The sequence below is a fragment of the Stutzerimonas sp. NM35 genome, from assembly GCF_054604355.1.
Genome location: NZ_CM137728.1, coordinates 2,963,995 through 2,981,361 on the forward strand (window position 1 = coordinate 2,963,995; position 17,367 = coordinate 2,981,361).

Below are 17,367 nucleotides of genomic sequence, written 5' to 3' on the forward strand. Positions count from 1 at the left end.
CTGCTCATTTACAGCTGTAAACTCCGCGTCCTCGCCTGTTTTTGCCTTGCATTGCTCTAGCTCGCGAGACTTTAAACAGGTTCTGAGCGGCTACACCGCTGATCCAGGGCGATCGCACTATGGCGTTTCGTTCGATAAAAGCGCTGGAGGCTGGACGAAAAACGCCATGTGCGCTCGAAGCTGGATCGCTTGTCGTTCAGCCTCCAGCTTTCCAGCGCTTTTTTCGGCTCTTTGAGCGCATGGCGCGATCGCCCTGACCGGTGATCGCCTCGGGCTGTTAAAGGCCATCATGTCCGCTATGATGGCCAAACCATGATGTCAATCTAATACCAAAGAGAAGGCTAATGCGTGAAGCTCAGTCAGCACTTCTGACTGAGCGCTGAAGACAATCTGCGGAGTTCGTCGCTTGGAAAATCCCAGTCAGCCACTGCTATTGCGCGTACCCACGCCGGATTGCCAGGGGTTGTCCTTCTGCGAACCCAGCGTGCGCGATCTCAAGGCATGGCTGGCCGGCCTGCCCAAGGCCAACCTCGGTGAAACCGCACGGCTGCTGTACCAGGCCATGCGCGAACTCAACCAGTTGCGCACCTCGACCCAGAACCGCCTGCAACTGCTGGAGCTGATGCGACCGGAAATCCATTTCGTTTGTCGCCAGCTGGAGCGCTACCTGCTCAACCAGCCAATCGTCCTTGGCGAACAACCGCGCAAGGTCGCCAGCCTGTGCCAGGCACTGCAGAATCACCTGGCAGTCGGCTACAAGATGATTACCGTGAGGCTGGCGCCCCAGGCCGGGCGCGAACGCCTGCAACTGCTCACCATCGTGCTGCAGCGGGCGATCCACAGCCTCTGTGCCATACTGGCGCGTTCCACTCAACTCTACAGCCCGCCTCCCGAAGGCCTCTGGCTGGAACTGCACCAGCTCTACATCATCGCCGTCGAGCACGGCGTACAAAGCACCCTGGTGCGCGACGACCTCGCCTATCGCTCCGCGGGGCTGAGCGCCGAGCGCAGCTATATCGTCGCCCTGATGCTTGGCAGCGCCCGCTGCAACCAGCTGCGCCAGCAGAGCATCGCCCAACTGGCGCAGGCGCTCGAACCCTGGAGCGCCCTGGTTCGCCTGCAACCCGCGCAGCATTCGTCCAGTCTGCTGGTGCTATCACCCCGTCTCGACGGCCCGCCGCGTTATCGCTCGATGCTCAAAGCCGAGGAGTTGCCACACCAACTGGGCATCGATCCGCAGGCGCTGGTGGACGCGATACAGGCTCACCTGCAAGGCATACCAGGCACCGCCGGGGTCGAACTGGAAATTCCCGCAGGGCTGAGCCCCGATCTGCTGCAGCACCTTGGCTCGGCCTGGGGCAATGCGTCCGAACGCAGCTTTCAGCGCTCCCCCGCGCGGGGCAGCCTGCAGCTGTGCATCGGCATGAGCGCCCTGCATTACCATCTCGCCGGCCAGCGGCCCTTTACCGAGCTGCTGCAAAGGCCCGACGCCGCCCGCTCGGCGACCTTCAAACTGAACAACGCAGCCCCCGACGTCTGGGCGGTGGCCTTCGATGCACAGCCGGTGAATGAGGCGGGCCTGCTGCCCAGTGACAGCATCGAATTCGTCCGCCCCGCCACCGCCACGCCGGAAGATACCTCGCAGTCGAGGGTCGAAAGCGCCTTCCCGACCCATGAGGTGCAGATGGTCAACCACAGCCCCGGCGGTTACTGCCTGTCATGGTCGGGGGAAACACCGGCGCAGCTGCAGGCCGGCGAATTGCTCGGCCTGCGCAATGGCGCCGACGAGAGCTGGAGCGTCGCCGTCGTGCGCTGGGTGCGCCAGGTACGCGGCAGCGGCACGCAGATGGGCGTTGAGCTGATCGCCCCCCATGCGCAGCCCTGCGGCCTGCGTTTGCTGCGCAAGACCGATCAGGGGAGCGAATACCTTCGCGCCCTGCTGCTGCCGGAAATCAGCGTGATTTCCCGCGCAGCGACACTCATCGTGCCGCGTCTGCCATTCCAGGAAGGACAGAAAGTCCTGATCAACCAGAACGGCGAAGAACACCGCGCCCTGCTGCGTCGTCGCCAGAGCGGTTCCAGCAGCTACAATCAGTACGAGTATCAACTGGTCGGTCTTGCAGCCATACCCCAGGAGACCCCTGTCACAATGCGGGGAGCCCAGGGGATATCGGGGGGTGAAGATTTTGACTCACTCTGGAAGTCGCTGTAGATTGCGGCTCACTGTTTTTTAGCCCCAACGCCCCGCCATGGTGCGTTCCAAAGCAGCTGCCATGTCCCCGCAAAAGAAAACCGTCCGCCTGCTGATCCTCGAAGACTCGCAAAATGAAGCCGAGCGACTGGTCAGTCTGTTTCGCAATGCCGGCCAGGCAACACGGGTACACCGGCTTACCTCTGGCGAGGATCTGGCAGAAGCGCTCCAGCAGACCTGGGACCTGCTGATCAACGCCCCCTCCAGCGCCAACCTCGAACCCAGCGAAGCCACCGGCACGCTTCGCAAGCAGGGCAAGGACATCCCCGTCATCCAGCTGATCGATGGCAACGACATCGAGGCGATTACCGAAGCACTCATGCTCGGCGCCCAGGCCGCGCTACCGCAACACGAGGATGAATGGCTGATCCTGGTAGCCAGTCGGGAGCTGGCCAATCTCGAAGATCGCCGGGCCCGCCGCTCGGCCGAGCTGGCGTTGCGTGAAGCCGAAAAGCGTTGCCAGCTGTTGCTGGAAAGCTCGGTGGACGCCATCGCCTATGTCCATGACGGCATGCATATCTACGCCAACCGCGCCTATCTGGAGCTGTTCGCCTACGAAGATGTCGAGGAGCTGGAAGGCATGCCGATGATCGACCTGATCGCCGGCTGCGATCAGGTCGAATTCAAGAGTTTTCTGAAGAACTACCAGAGTATCCCGGACAATTCCGAACTGGTATGCAAGGGCGTGCGGGCCGACGGCAGCGATTTCAAGGCACGCATGAGCTTTTCCCCTGCCAGTTATGACGGCGAGCCCTGCATCCAGGTGGTCATCCGCGCGGAAAGCGACAACGCCGAACTGGCGAAACTGCGCGAAATCAGCACACAGGACCCCCTGACCGGCCTGCACAACCGCAACCACTTCCTGGAGCTGCTCGACAGCGCCGTCCAGGAGGCGGTCAATAGCGGACAGGGCGCCAGCCTGGCCTACATTCGCGTCGATCGCTTCGCCGGCCTGCAGACCGACATCGGCCTCGGCGACGCTGACCGCCTGCTGGCCGAACTCGCCCGGCTGCTGCGCGGCCACTTTGCCGAAACGGTCCAGCTCGCCCGCTTCGGCGACGACGTATTCGCCGCGTTGCTCAATGGCGTGACACCGCAGCAGTGCGAGCCCCAGCTCACCGAACTGCTGCACAAGGTCGAAGGGGCCCTGTTCGAGATCGCCGGTCGCACCGTGCAAACCACCCTGAGCATCGGTGTCGCCCCCCTCGACGAACAGACCGCCAAGGCGCGCAGCGTGATCGACCGCGCTCACCGCTGTGCCGAAGAACTGAGCAATGGCAATGCGCTGCGCCTCTACGATCCGGCAGTCGAACTGGCAGCCGCCGCCAACCGCGGCGATGTCCTCGCCATGCTGCAACAGGCCTTGGAGAAGAACAGCTTCCGCCTGCTGTTCCAGCCGATCATCAGCCTGCGTGGGGACAGCCACGAACATTATGAAGTGCTGCTGCGCCTGCTCGACCCGCAAGGCGAGGAAGTACCGCCCAGCATTTTCCTCGACGCGGCGAAGGAAACCGGACTGGCCGTCAGAATCGATCGCTGGGTGTTGCTCAACTCCATCAAGCTGCTCGCCGAACATCGCAACAAGGGCCACAGCACGCGGCTATTCCTCAACCTGTCGAGTGACAGCCTGCAGGACCCTTCATTGCTGCCGTGGCTGGGTGCGGCACTCAAGGCATCGCGCCTTCCTCCGGATTCACTGGTCTTCCAGATCGCCGAAAGCGACGCCGTTGCCTACCTGAAACAGGCCAAGGTATTGACCCAGGGACTGATCGGGCTGGGCTGCCACAGCGCACTCAATCAGTTCGGCTGCACACTCAACCCTCTCAATACGCTCAAGCATCTGAATGCCGACTTCATCAAGATCGATGGTTCCTACACCCAGGACCTGAGCCGTCAGGAAAACCAGGAAACGCTCAAGCAACTGCTGGCCAGCCTGCATGAGCAGGCCCGACAAACCATCGTGCCCTTCGTCGACAGCGCGACCGTACTGGCCACGCTCTGGCAGGCTGGCGTCGGTTATATCCAGGGTCAATACCTGCAGGGTCCCAGCCAGTCGATGGATTACGATTTTTCCTCGGACGAGGAATGACCGGCCAGCAGCGCAACCCCAAGCCTTGACCCCGGTCATCCGGGTTTCACCCTGTTGCACTAGAGTGGGTGAACCTCACCAGCCAGGAGAACCGACATGACCATGATGAAAGCCGCCATATTCGTCGAGGCGGGCCGCATCGAGCTTGCCGACAAACCCATTCCCGAGCCGGGTCCCAACGATGCCCTGGTACGCATCACCACCACGACCATCTGTGGCACCGATGTGCATATCCTCAAGGGCGAGTATCCGGTCGCCAAGGGCCTGACCATCGGCCATGAACCGGTGGGCATCATCGAGAAGCTGGGCAGCAACGTGCAGGGCTATGAGGAAGGCCAGCGCGTGATTGCCGGCGCCATCTGCCCGGATTTCTCCTCCTACGCCAGTCAGGACGGCGTCTCCTCTCAAGCGGGCGGCTGCAGCTGCCACGGCTACAAACCCATGGGTGGCTGGCGCTTCGGCAACACCATCGACGGCACCCAGGCCGAGTACGTGCTGGTACCCGATGCCCAGGCCAACCTGGCCCCGGTGCCGGATGCGCTCACCGACGAGCAGGTGCTGATGTGTCCGGACATCATGTCCACCGGCTTCGGCGGCGCGGAAAAGGCTGATATCAGGATCGGCGACATCGTGGCCATTTTCGCCCAGGGCCCCATCGGTCTGTGCGCCACCGCCGGCGCCAAACTGCGCGGCGCCAGCTGCATCATTGTCGTGGATGGCGTCGACTCGCGCCTGGAAATCGCCAAACGGATGGGCGCCGACATCACGCTGAACTTCAGGAACGTCGACGTGGTCGAGGAAATCCTCAGGATCACCGGCGGACGCGGCGTGGACGCCGCCATCGAGGCCCTCGGCACCCAGCTCACCTTCGAGCAATCCCTGCGGGTACTCAAGCCCGGCGGCACCCTGTCCAGCCTGGGCGTCTATTCACAGGACCTGAGCCTGCCGCTCGGCGCCCTTCATGCGGGCCTGGGCGACCACAAGATCATCACCTCGCTCTGCCCCGGCGGCAAGGAGCGCATGCGTCGTCTGCTCAACGTGGTCGCCTCCGGTCGCGTCGACCTCGCCCCGCTGGTTACCCATCAATACAAACTGGACGCCATCACCGATGCCTACGACCTGTTCGCCAACCAGCGCGACGGCGTGCTGAAGATCGCGATAAAGCCCTAAATGACGAGGAGCCGATAAAAGCGCTGAAGGCTGAACGACACGTATAGCGTAGAGCCTACAGCGCCTTTATCGGTTTTTATTCCACCCCCTCCCTGTCTCTGAACCCCAGCAGGTAGAGAATCCCGTCCAGGCCCAGGGTGGAGATGGCCTGTTTGGCCGACTGTTTGACCAGCGGCTTGGCGCGGAAGGCGACGCCCAGCCCGGCCAGCCCGAGCATGGGCAGGTCGTTGGCGCCGTCGCCGACGGCGATGGTCTGCTCCAGACGCAAGCCTTCCTTCTGTGCCAGCTCACGCAACAGGTCGGCCTTGCGCTGGGCGTCGACGATGGGCTCCAGCGCCACGCCGGTCAGCTTGCCATCGACGATCTCCAGCTCATTGGCATAGACGTAATCGATGCCAAGCTTCTGCTGCAGTTGCCGCGCGAAATAACTGAAGCCGCCCGACAGGATCGCCGTCTTGTAACCCAGCCGTTTGAGCTCGGCGAACAACAGCTCGGCGCCTTCGGTCAGCCGCAGGCTGGCGCCGACCTCGGCCAGCACGCCTTCCTCCAGGCCTTCGAGCAGCGCCAGGCGCTCCTTGAAGCTGGCCCGAAAATCCAGCTCGCCACGCATCGCCCGCTCGGTGATTTCCGAAACCTGTTCACCCACGCCTGCCGCCTTGGCCAGTTCGTCGATGACTTCAGCCTCGATCAGCGTCGAATCCATGTCGAACACCGCCAGGCGGCGATTGCGACGGAATACCGAGTCGCGCTGGAAGGCGATATCGACGTTCAGCTCCTGCGCGACGCTGAGAAACTCCTCGCGTAGCGCCGCCGTATCGGCAGGCTCGCCACGTACCGAAAACTCGATGCAGCCCTTGCCCAGCTCTTCCGGCATGTCCAGCGGCATGCGCCCGGAAAGCCGGTCGATATGGTCGATATTCAGGCCGTATTTGGCGGTGATCGAACTGACCCGCTGCAACTGCTCGGCAGTGACCTTGCGTGTCAGCAGCGTGACGATGTGGCGCGGTTTGCCCTGGCCGGCCACCCACTGCTGATAATCGGCTTCGGCGACCGGCGTGAAACGCACCTGCTGGTCATGCTTGTAACCCATGAACAGCACGTCCTTGAGGACGGAAGACGCTCGCTCGTTATCCGGGATTTCCACCAGAATGCCGAACGACAGGGTGTCGTGGATCACCGCCTGGCCGATATCGAGAATGCTGACACCACCCTGGGCGAGCACTCCGGTAATGGCAGCCGTCAGGCCGGGACGATCTTCCCCGGTGATGTTGATCAGGACGATTTCGCGCAAGGCGCAGCTCCCATGGCAAAGAAGGCAGGCATTCTACAACAGCCGACGCGCCGCTGGCGGCTGCACAGGGGCTGGCCACGAGGCTTGCACGCCGATATGGCCCTGAAAGCGTTGCAATTCGTCAGCTTTGCAGCAGAGATCTTCAGCCCCCGGTGTGCTTTCCGTATACTGCGCGGCACTTTCCTCATGAGTAGAGCCGCGCTCTGTGAACCGGCCCGCATCCGTCAAGCCTGACAACTTCTTCCTGCTGATCTACCACGCACTGCGCCAGCGTCGAATCCCGCTGGTGCTGCGGGTGGTCAGCCATACCCTGCTGCTGGTCATGCTGGCATTGCTGATCCACGCCTGGGTCATGGGCATGCAGTTCAAGCACGCCATGGAACAGCAGGCCGACGCCCTCGGCCAGAGCCTGGTTGTGCAGACCGCCACCTCGGCCACCGACCTGCTGGTGGCCAATGACATCCTCAGTCTCAATGTGCTGCTGAGCAACCTGGTGAGGAATCCACTGGTAGCCCATGCCGCCATCTACAGCGTGGACAACCGGGTGCTGGCCGAATCCGGCTCGCGCCCCCAGCGCAACCTGCTCGGCGACGAAGAAGGCCTCTACTCCACACCCATCAGCTTCCAGGAAGTGATTGCCGGCCATCTGCGCATCAGCCTGGACCTCCGGCAATTCCGCCAGCCGATGACCATCAGCCTGCAAAGCATGGGGCTGCTCAGCCTGATCCTGCTGGTGCTCACACTGGTGCTGAGCATGCGCCTGGGCCGGCAGTTGTCAACGCCGCTGATGCAGCTGCGCCTGTGGCTGCGTGACCCGGATGATCCGGCACCTGGCGCCTGGCGGCAGGATGAAATCGGCGATCTGGCGCGGCAACTGCAGGCACGCCTGGTGCCGGAAGCACCCGAGCCGGAAATCGAACTCGACGACAGCCTGCATGATGTCTACACGGCGGATTTCAAGATGCCGGCCCCGAGCCGCGACAGCACGCATATCGGGCTGGACGACGATGACGCACTGGAGCCCATGGAGGATCGCGCTCCTCTGCTGGCCAACGACGCGGACGACTTCGACCCGTTCGATGACGATCCGCCTTTCGATGAGCCGCCGCCACGCCCCGCGCCCGCGCCCGCGCCACAACCTGTCATGGCCGGGAAAAGCGCCGTACTGGCGATACAGCTCGGCGCCCAGGAGCAGCTGCGTCGCCTGTCGCGCACCCGCCTGACCGAGCTTCTGCAGCGCTACCGCGACTGCCTGCAGCAGGCTGCAACGCTCTATCAGGCCGAACTGCATACACTCAACGATGGCAGCAGCCTGATGCTGTTTCACAGCCAGGACGACGAACAGAACTACCTGACCCACGCCATCTGCTGCGGCGAACTGATGCGCGCCCTCGGCCATGCCCTGCAGATCGAGGTAGCCGACAGCGGCATCACCCTGCACCTGCAACTGGGCTTGACCCAGGGCGAGGATCTGTACGATCTCGGTCAGGGCGATCTGCTGCTCAGCGAGCCCGCGCAGGCCGCGCTGGCCATGTCCCTGCACAGCCGCAACCTGCTGCTGATCGAACGGGAAATCGGCGACGACGCGCTGATCCGCCAACGCGCCCGCGTCCGCCCCATCGCCAGCCCGGAGGGCGCCTGCTGCGTCGAGCGCCTCCTCGAACCCTATCCGTCACTGCTCGAACGGCAACTGGCGCGCATGCACGAGCTGCGCACCCGCCGGCTGGATTAAGGCTGACGCCCTTGTAGGAGCGGGCCACGTCCGCGAACGCGAAGCGAATAGCGGATTGCACGGTCGTAGGTCGAATTAGCCGAAGGCGTAATCCGACGATCCGAGACGTATCTGACGATCCAAAGACACGATCCGGCAACAGGCACCGGCCTTTAACGCGCCTGAACATTCGCTCGTCGGGTCGGTGAAGCGTGACCTGACCTACAAGACCCCAGCCATTCGTAGGTCGGATTAGCCGAAGGCGTAATCCGACGGTCCGCGTAATCCGACGATCCAAAGACACAACCCGGCAACAGGCACCGGCCTTTAACGCGCCTGAACGTCCGCTCGTCGGGTCGGTGAAGCGTGACCCGACCTACGACAGCAGCCGCGAACAAAGCAGAATCAGAAGCGGAACACTTCCAGATCGGTCCTGATCGGCTCTATGGCCTGGATGACGGGGGTCTGCGGTTTCGGCTTGGCCGGCGCCTTGGCGGTATTGCGTCTGACCGGCGCCTTGGCCGTGGCCAGCGGCTCGATTGCCGTGGCCATCATCTCGCTCAGACGCTGCAGCAGCAGGCTCTGCGCCCGCACCTGATCGGCGGTGCTGCCCTGATGCTCTTCCTGCAGGCGCACCAGGCGGCTGGCTTGGCGCTTGCCATTGCGGTCCAGCAGGCGCCACTGCGCTTCCAGCACGGCCGGATGTTCAGGACCGGAGTCCAGGCGGGTGATATCGAGTTCGACCTGTACGTCAGGGGTAAAGCCCTTGCCAGGGCTGAGTTCCAGACGCTGGGTTTTCAACCGCCAGGCCAACTGGCGCAGCAACAGCTGATCGATATCGCCCTGCAGGCTGCCGGCCCAGCGCGCCTGTTGCCCGTCCGGGGCCAGGCTGCCATCGGGCAGGCGTTGCAGCAGCGCATCACGCTGCAGGTAATCGGCCAGCGTCACCGGCCCCAGCAGTACGGCGGCACCTTCCTCGACCGGTATCTCGGTTGTTCCGGTGTCGAGGCGGTACATCGGCACCGGCTGTGTCATACAGCCGGCCAGGCTGGCACAGGCCAGCAATACTACAGTCGAGAAGCGCAGCACGTTCGTTTCTACCTCTACTCGCGACCAGAGGATTTGTCAGCCGGACCGCTGTCCACGCCAACGAAAACCATCGTCATCGGTCGCCTGCCGACCCTCTTCGGATCGCAATACGGGAAAGCCCGCTATCTTCCGTGAATCAGGCCGAGGACGCCAGCCTGCCAATCATGTCGCCAGGGCGATCGCGCCATGCGCTCAAAGAGCCGAAGACAACGCTGGAAAGCTGGAGGCTGAACGACAAGCGAACCAGGCTCGGGCGCAAATGGCGTTTTTTCGTCCAGCCTCCAGCGCTTTTATCGAACGACCATCGCAAAATAACGCCATGGCGCGATCGCCTTGTCATGTCGCCTCGACCAGCAAAACATCCACACGCTGGAAGCCGCGCGGCAGCTTGTTGCCACGCCGCCCACGCTCGCCCTTGTAGTGTTCCAGATCGTCGGCCCGTAGTGACAGGGTGCGCTTGCCGGCCTGCAGCACCAGCGTCGCTCCCGCCGGCAGCACGGCCAGATCGATCAGATATTCCTCGCGGCTGGCCACCCGCTCGCCGGGGATGCCGATGATCTTGTTGCCCTTGCCTTTGCCCAGCTGCGGCAGATCACGCACCGGGAACACCAGCAGGCGGCCCTCGGTGGTCACCGCCGCCAGCCAGTCATTCTCGCGGCTGTCGAGCGCGCGCGGCGCAATGACCCTGGCGCCAGCCGGCAGCGACAGCAGCGCCTTGCCGGCCTTGTTCTTGGCCTGCAGGTCCTCGCCCTTGACCACGAAGCCGTAGCCGGCGTCCGAGGCGATCACATAGAGCGCGTCATCCTCGGGCAGCAGCACGCATTCGAAGCTGATACCCGGCGGCGGCGTCAGGCGCCCGGTCAGCGGCTCGCCCTGGCCACGCGCCGAAGGCAGCGAATGTGCCGCCAGTGAATAACTGCGCCCGCTCGAATCGATGAATACCGCGTACTGGTTCGAGCGCCCCGGCGCAGCCGCCTTGAAGCCGTCGCCGGCCTTGTAGGAAAGCCCGGTGGCATCGATATCGTGACCCTTGGCACAGCGCGCCCAACCCTTCTCGGAAATCACCACGGTGACCGGCTCGGACGGCAGCAGCTCGTTCTCCGTCAGCGCACGGGCTTCGGCCCGCGCGACGATCGGCGAACGGCGCTCGTCGCCATAGGTTTCGGCGTCTTCGAGCAGCTCCTTGCGCACCAGTTTCTTCAGCTTGGCTTCGCTGCCCAGCAAGGCCAGCAGCTTTTCGCGCTCCTTGGCCAGCTCGTCCTGCTCACCACGGATCTTCATTTCCTCCAGCCGCGCCAGCTGGCGCAGGCGGGTATCGAGGATGTAGTCGGCCTGCAGCTCGGACAGTCCGAAACGCGCCATCAGCACCGGCTTGGGCTGGTCCTCGCTACGAATGATCTGAATCACTTCATCGAGGTTGAGGAAGGCCACCAGCAGGCCTTCCAACAGGTGCAGGCGCTTCTCCACCTTGTCCAGGCGGAACTGCAGGCGACGGCGCACGGTGCCGATGCGGTAGGTCAGCCACTCGGACAGCAGCACCCGCAGGTTCTTCACCTGCGGCTTGCCATCGAGGCCGATGACGTTGGTGTTGACCCGGTAGCTGGATTCCAGGTCGGTGGTGGCGAACAGGTGCTGCATCAGTTCGTCGGCATTGACCCGGTTGGAGCGCGGGATGATGACGATGCGGCAGGGGTTCTCGTGATCGGATTCATCGCGCAGGTCGGCCACCATCGGCAGCTTCTTGGCCTGCATCTGCGCGGCGATCTGCTCCAGCACCTTGGCCCCGGAGACCTGATGGGGCAACGCGGTGACGACGATATCGCCATCCTCGACCCGGTACACGGCGCGCATGCGCACCGAACCGCGACCGCTTTCGTAGATCTTCAGCAGGTCCGCGCGCGGCGTGACGATCTCCGCCTCGGTCGGGTAATCCGGCCCCTGCACGTGCTCGCAGAGCTGTTCGACCATGGCGTTCGGCTCGTCCAGCAGGCGCACGCAAGCGGTAGCGACTTCACGCAGATTGTGCGGCGGCACGTCGGTGGCCATACCCACGGCGATGCCGGTGGTGCCATTGAGCAGCAGATTGGGCAGGCGCGCCGGCAATGTGGCCGGCTCATCAAGGGTGCCATCGAAGTTCGGTACCCAGTCCACGGTGCCCTGGCCCAATTCCGACAGCAGGGTTTCGGAATAGCGCGACAGCCGCGCCTCGGTATAGCGCATGGCGGCGAAGGACTTCGGATCGTCCGGCGCGCCCCAGTTGCCCTGGCCGTCGACCAGGGTGTAGCGGTAGCTGAACGGCTGGGCCATCAACACCATGGCCTCGTAACAGGCCGAGTCCCCATGGGGGTGGAACTTGCCGAGCACGTCGCCGACGGTGCGCGCGGACTTCTTGTGCTTGGAGTCGGCGTTCAGGCCCAGTTCGCTCATGGCATAGACGATGCGTCGCTGCACGGGTTTCAAGCCATCGCCGATATGCGGCAGCGCGCGGTCCATGATCACGTACATGGAATAGTTGAGGTAGGCCTGCTCGGTGAAATCGGCGAGGGAGCGCCGCTCCACGCCGTCCAGGCTCAGGTCGAGAATTTCGCTCATGGTCGATCCGTGGCGTGTTGGCGCAGCACCAGGGTGCCGGCGCGCTGGGTGAATTCGAGTTGTTTCAGGGCACTCATGCCTAGCAATATCTGTTCGCCGTCGAAGCCGGGCGCAACGATGGCGCGCACGTCGCGCAGGACGATGTCGCCCAGGCTGAGGCTGTCGAGCACCGTGCGGTAGCCGGTGGTCTGGCCGTTGGCGGTCTGCAGCAGGATCGGCGCGCCACGCGCGAGCCCCAGCCTGCCGGCCACTTCAGCCGGAATGGCGACATCGGTGGCGCCGGTATCCAGCAGAAAGACCACCGCCTCGCCATTGATCCGCCCGCTGGCGACGAAGTGGCCCTGGACATTGCTTTCCAGCAGCACTTCGATGCGCTCACCCTGCACCACCGAAACAGGTTGTCGGTTGGGGTTGAAGCGGCTCTGCTCCCAGTCGGCGAAAAACTTCGTCGCCAGCAGGATGCCGATCCCCCAGGCCAGCACCAGCATGACCCGGCCAGCACGACGCCCCGCAGGCTGGCTCACTAGCGGGCACCCCAGCCGCCACGCGGCGCGGCGAAGCGCCAGACGATCGGACGTTTTTCACCGTCGCGGCGAGCCTGGGTATTGTTGTCCACCCCGATCCAGGCGCCCTGCTCGTCCAGCGACAACGCCTCGGCATTGCCGAATGGCGTGTCGTAGCGACGCGTGTCGGCCAGCGCGGTGGCGGCGTAGGACCAGCAGCGCTCGACCTCGCCGCTGGCGAGATTGCGACGGCAGACCTGGTGGGCATTGGGTTCGAGCGTGAACAGCCGGTCATTGAGATAGGCCAGCCCGGAAAAGCTTTTCGGCAACGGCTGCTCGCCCAGGGTCGGCGGCGGCAGCTCGTGGCCGCCCTCGGCCAGCAGCACGCAGCCGCCAGTGCATTGCCAACTGCTCTGGTTGCGGTGCATGACCATCAGCCCACGCCGCTCGCGCTCGGCGGCGAGCCACATCCGCCCGGCATCCGGGTCGACGGCGATGCCCTCGAACATGGCGTTGAATTTCAACAACATGCCGCTGGCGCGTGCCTGTCGGATCAGACCGGACGGCAGGTTGAGCCACTGCGCGGTACCCGCCGGGGTCACCCTGAGCACCGACGCATGCGCCTCGCTGGCCAGATAGCGATTGCCCAGCCGGTCGCAGGCGAGCCCCTCGAAATCCATCTGCCCGCCGCGCACCACGCCGCTGGCCAGGGTACGCATGCGCATGCCCCAGGGCAGGCCGCTGTCCGCCACGGACGGCAGTTCGAAGTGTTCCGGCTGGGCTGCCCAGACGCCATTCTCGGCGCTGGCATCGAGGCGATAGAGAAGGTTGTCCTCACGGTCGGAAACCGCCCACAGGCCGTCGCCGCACCAGGCCAGGCCAGACAGGTTGCCCGCCCCCATGCCCTCGACAGGGTGTTCGCTGACCAACTCAAGCTCGGGAGTCGCCTCGGCGGCCCAGACCGGTGCCGCCAGCGCGAGCAGCAACGCAATCCAGCGACCGTTCAAAGCAGCACCTCGGCCAGATTGCCCTTGGACTCCAGCCAGCTCTTGCGGTCGCCGGCGCGCTTTTTGGCCAGCAGCATGTCCATGATCTCGCGGGTGCTGTCGAAATCATCCAGGGTCAGCTGCACCAGCCGGCGTGTGTTCGGGTCCATGGTGGTTTCACGCAGCTGCGGCGGGTTCATCTCGCCCAGGCCCTTGAAGCGCGTGACCTGCGGCTTGCCCCGGCGCTTTTCGGCCACCAGCCGTTCGAGAATGCCGTCGCGCTCCGGCTCGTCCAGCGCATAGAAGATGTCCTTGCCCAGATCGATGCGGTACAGCGGCGGCATGGCGACATAGACGTGCCCGGCTTCCACCAGCGGGCGGAAATGCTGGACGAACAACGCGCAGAGCAGCGTGGCGATATGCAGGCCGTCGGAGTCGGCGTCGGCAAGGATGCAGATCTTGCCGTAACGCAGCTGCGAGAGGTCCGCCGAGCCCGGGTCCAAGCCGATGGCCACCGCGATATGGTGGACCTCCTGACTGGCCAGCACCTCGCCGCCGTCCACTTCCCAGGTATTGAGGATCTTGCCACGCAGCGGCAGGATCGCCTGGAATTCCTTGTCCCGAGCCTGCTTGGCGCTGCCGCCGGCGGAGTCGCCCTCGACCAGGAACAGCTCGGCGCGGGCCGGGTCCTGGCCGGCGCAATCGGCCAGCTTGCCCGGTAGCGCCGGGCCCTGGGTGACCTTCTTGCGCTCGATCTTCTTGCTCGCCTTGAGCCGCCGCCCGGCATTGCTGATGGCCAGTTCGGCCAGTTGCAGCCCCAGCTCGGGATGAGCATTGAGCCAGAGGCTGAAGGCATCCTTGACCACCCCGGAAACGAAGGCCGCCGCCTCACGCGACGACAGGCGTTCCTTGGTCTGGCCGGAAAACTGCGGCTCCTGCATCTTCATCGACAGCACGAAGGCGATGCGCTCCCAGATATCTTCCGGCGCCAGCTTCACCCCGCGCGGCAACAGGCTGCGGAACTCGCAGAACTCGCGCATGGCGTCCAGCAGCCCCTGGCGCAGGCCATTGACATGGGTGCCGCCCTGGGCAGTGGGAATCAGGTTGACGTAGCTTTCCTGCACGCTGTCGCCGCCTTCGGGCAGCCACAGCAGCGCCCAGTCCACCGCTTCAGTGTTACCGGCCAGGCTGCCGGTGAAGGGCTCGTCGGGCAGGCGGACGAATTCGCTGACCGAATCGACCAGATAGGAACGCAGGCCGTCCTCGTAATGCCACTCGACCTTCTCGCCGGTGTTCCTATCCTCGAAACTGACATTCAGCCCCGGACAGAGCACTGCCTTGGCCTTGAGCACATGCTTGAGGCGACTGATGGAGAATTTCGGCGAGTCGAAGTACTTCGGGTCGGCCCAGAAATGCACGCTGGTGCCGGTGTTGCGCCGCCCCACGGAACCGACGATGTCCAACTCGCTGGCCTTGAAGCCATCGGCAAACTGCATGCGGTACTCGTTGCCATCACGTTTGACGGTCACCTCGACCCGCGTCGAGAGCGCATTGACCACGGAAATCCCGACGCCATGCAGGCCACCGGAAAACTGGTAGTTCTTGTTGGAAAACTTGCCGCCGGCATGCAGCTTGGTGAGGATCAGCTCGACGCCCGAAACGCCCTCTTCCGGGTGGATATCCACCGGCATGCCCCGGCCATCGTCGATGACCTGCAGCGAGTTGTCCTGATGCAGAATCACCTGGACCGAGCGGGCATGCCCGGCCAGCGCCTCGTCGACGCTGTTGTCGATGACTTCCTGGGCCAGATGATTGGGCCGCGAGGTGTCGGTGTACATACCCGGACGCTTGCGCACCGGGTCAAGGCCGGAGAGGACTTCAATGGCTTCTGCGGTATAAGACATGGGCGTTTCGTGATGTCCTTAGAGATCGGAGAAATCGGCTTCGATAAAATCTGCCGGCGCAAAACCGGCAAACGCCAGCAACGCCGGGAGCCGCTCGGCAAAGCCCTGAAAACCATGGTCGCCGCCCGCCTGGATGCGCAGCGCGCAGCCCCGGTAGAAATCCAGCGCATCGCGGTAGTCCAGCGTCTCGTCACCGGTCTGCAACCAGACCTGATAGCGCTCGGCATCCTGTGGCGGCGCAACCTCCAGCTCGGCCAGCGCAGCGACATGATCCTGGGTAAGCTCCCAGACTTCACCGGTATAAAGGTTGGTCTGCGGGCCGAGGTAGCCGTCGAAACGGAGATGCGGCATCACGGCAGGGTTGATCAGCAACGCCTTGAGCCCGTGACGCTCGGCAAGGTGCGTCGCATAGTAGCCGCCGAGCGAACTGCCGACCAGCACGGGCCGCCCCAGCTCGGTGATAGCCGCCTCGAGCTGGGCGATGGCCAGGCGCGGATGATGATGCAGCGCCGGCACCCGCAACCGTGCGCCCATCCCGATACACGCCAGCGCAGCCGTCAGCTGGCTCGCCTTGCGCGAGAGTGGAGAGCTGTTGAGGCCGTGCAGATAAAGAATCGAAGGCGGGTAACTGGACATGGATACAGTTCATCGAAAAGAGGCAAGGCTACAAGCCACCCGACCTTTTCTGCAACCCGAAAACGGACAGCCACATACCCGCTAACAATGCTCAGCACCCCGGCGCGGGTCCGTTCGCGGCCAAGGGCCGCTCCTACAGGTGGTCGTGCAATCCATCCGTCGTAGGAGCGGGCCACGCCCGCGAATCAATGCTCAGCACCCGCGCGAGCCCGTTCGCGGCCAGGGGCCGCTCCTACAGGTGGTCGTGCAATCCCATCCGCAGCGGCCACGCCCGCGAACGAAGCTTCAATACCCCTCGACGCTGTAGTCCACGTCGAAGTCCCCCTCTTCGATCCGCGACACGCCGGTTTCGAGCTGGCCATCGGCATGCAGGCGCAGCCAGCGGTAGCCGGGCGCGAGCCTGTCCACCTGGAAGTTTTCGCTGCCGACCGCGAACTGCACGCCGGTAGAGGGTGACGCCAGCAGCCGCACACCGTTACGCCAGTCGTCGAACTCCTGGTGAATGTGCCCCCAGAGCAACGCCCTGACACTGGGAAAGCGATCGATGACTTCGAACAGCGCCTCGCGATTGTGCAGCCCGATGGCATCCATCCAGCGACTGCCAATGGTCACCGGATGATGATGCAGGCAGATCAGAAGATGCCTGTCCGGCGTTTCCTGCAAGGCGCGCTCAAGCAGCGCAAGCTGTTCGCTGCGAAGCATCCCGAAAACCGATCCGGGCACCAGCGTATCGAGCATCACCACGCGCCAGGCACCGATGTCGAGGATCGGCGCCATCAGCTCGCTGCCCTGCGTCACCTGCTGCATCGCGGCCAGCTCGTCATGGTTGCCGGGGCACCAGCGCGCAGGCGCCTGGATAGGCTCGCAGGATGTGCGAAAACGCTCGTAAGAGGCGATCGAACCATCCTGGGACAGATCGCCGGTCGCCAGCATCAGGTCCACGCATGGCTGTTCGTCGAGAACCCGCTCGACGACTCGCCGCAAACTCTCGGTCGTGTCCATGCCCAGCAGCCTGCCGCTCGCCTCGGCGAACAGGTGGCTGTCGGTCAGTTGTACGAGCAGTACCGAGTCTTTATCAGCGTTAAGAGGTGCGACAGGCAAGACCCGTCTCCTTTGCCCGGATGACGGAGGAATTATGGTGGCAG

Annotated in this window: 12 protein-coding genes; 4 read left to right on the forward strand and 8 right to left on the reverse strand. The window is 64.0% G+C overall.

The window, feature by feature from the left end:
• Positions 1 to 406: 406 nt before the first annotated feature.
• The 3 genes from ACYCFC_RS13860 to ACYCFC_RS13870 all read left to right on the forward strand — a co-directional run bounded on the left by ACYCFC_RS13860 (position 407) and on the right by ACYCFC_RS13870 (position 5,510).
• Positions 407 to 2,212: a molecular chaperone gene (locus tag ACYCFC_RS13860; RefSeq protein WP_459651956.1), complete on the forward strand. Its 1,806-nt coding sequence runs from the start codon at positions 407 to 409 to the stop codon at positions 2,210 to 2,212.
• Positions 2,213 to 2,273: 61 nt separating this feature from the next.
• A complete protein-coding gene (locus tag ACYCFC_RS13865) occupies positions 2,274 to 4,340 on the forward strand; it encodes a GGDEF/EAL domain-containing response regulator (RefSeq protein WP_459651957.1) in 2,067 nt (688 codons plus the stop codon).
• 96 nt (positions 4,341 to 4,436) lie between these two features.
• Positions 4,437 to 5,510, forward strand: coding sequence for an NAD(P)-dependent alcohol dehydrogenase (locus ACYCFC_RS13870; RefSeq protein WP_459651958.1), 1,074 nt, complete (start codon positions 4,437 to 4,439; stop codon positions 5,508 to 5,510).
• Between the two features lie 76 nt (positions 5,511 to 5,586).
• Here ACYCFC_RS13870 and serB read toward each other — a convergent pair whose 3' ends face one another.
• Entirely contained in the window at positions 5,587 to 6,801 is a 1,215-nt protein-coding gene (gene serB / locus ACYCFC_RS13875) for a phosphoserine phosphatase SerB (RefSeq protein ID WP_181086576.1), read from the reverse strand.
• A 205-nt stretch (positions 6,802 to 7,006) separates the two neighbouring features.
• Here serB and ACYCFC_RS13880 point away from each other — a divergent pair, with 205 nt between their 5' ends.
• Positions 7,007 to 8,533 (forward strand): AhpA/YtjB family protein, encoded by a 1,527-nt coding sequence (locus ACYCFC_RS13880; RefSeq protein WP_459651959.1) that lies wholly within the window; start codon positions 7,007 to 7,009, stop codon positions 8,531 to 8,533.
• Positions 8,534 to 8,917: 384 nt separating this feature from the next.
• Here the strand turns inward: ACYCFC_RS13880 and ACYCFC_RS13885 are convergent, their stop codons facing one another.
• From ACYCFC_RS13885 to cpdA, 7 genes are all read right to left on the reverse strand, one after another.
• Positions 8,918 to 9,547, reverse strand: a complete 630-nt coding sequence (locus ACYCFC_RS13885; RefSeq protein ID WP_459653998.1) for a PqiC family protein — start codon at positions 9,545 to 9,547, stop codon at positions 8,918 to 8,920.
• A gap of 390 nt (positions 9,548 to 9,937) precedes the next feature.
• Positions 9,938 to 12,193 (reverse strand): DNA topoisomerase IV subunit A, encoded by a 2,256-nt coding sequence (gene parC, locus ACYCFC_RS13890; RefSeq protein WP_459651960.1) that lies wholly within the window; start codon positions 12,191 to 12,193, stop codon positions 9,938 to 9,940.
• Complete coding sequence (locus ACYCFC_RS13895) at positions 12,190 to 12,717, reverse strand: TIGR02281 family clan AA aspartic protease (RefSeq protein WP_181087191.1); 528 nt, start codon at positions 12,715 to 12,717, stop codon at positions 12,190 to 12,192. Before ACYCFC_RS13895 ends, parC begins: the two co-directional genes overlap by 4 nt.
• Complete coding sequence (locus tag ACYCFC_RS13900; protein ID WP_459651961.1) at positions 12,717 to 13,703, reverse strand: esterase-like activity of phytase family protein; 987 nt, start codon at positions 13,701 to 13,703, stop codon at positions 12,717 to 12,719. Before ACYCFC_RS13900 ends, ACYCFC_RS13895 begins: the two co-directional genes overlap by 1 nt.
• The gene (gene parE, locus ACYCFC_RS13905) at positions 13,700 to 15,586 is read right to left on the reverse strand and encodes a DNA topoisomerase IV subunit B (protein WP_459651962.1); all 1,887 of its coding nucleotides are present in this window, start codon (positions 15,584 to 15,586) and stop codon (positions 13,700 to 13,702) included. Before parE ends, ACYCFC_RS13900 begins: the two co-directional genes overlap by 4 nt.
• A gap of 18 nt (positions 15,587 to 15,604) precedes the next feature.
• Positions 15,605 to 16,222, reverse strand: coding sequence for a YqiA/YcfP family alpha/beta fold hydrolase (locus ACYCFC_RS13910; protein WP_459651963.1), 618 nt, complete (start codon positions 16,220 to 16,222; stop codon positions 15,605 to 15,607).
• A gap of 285 nt (positions 16,223 to 16,507) precedes the next feature.
• On the reverse strand, positions 16,508 to 17,323 hold the full coding sequence (gene cpdA / locus ACYCFC_RS13915) for a 3',5'-cyclic-AMP phosphodiesterase (RefSeq protein ID WP_459651964.1): 816 nt from the start codon (positions 17,321 to 17,323) through the stop codon (positions 16,508 to 16,510).
• Between the last annotated feature and the right edge of the window lie 44 nt (positions 17,324 to 17,367).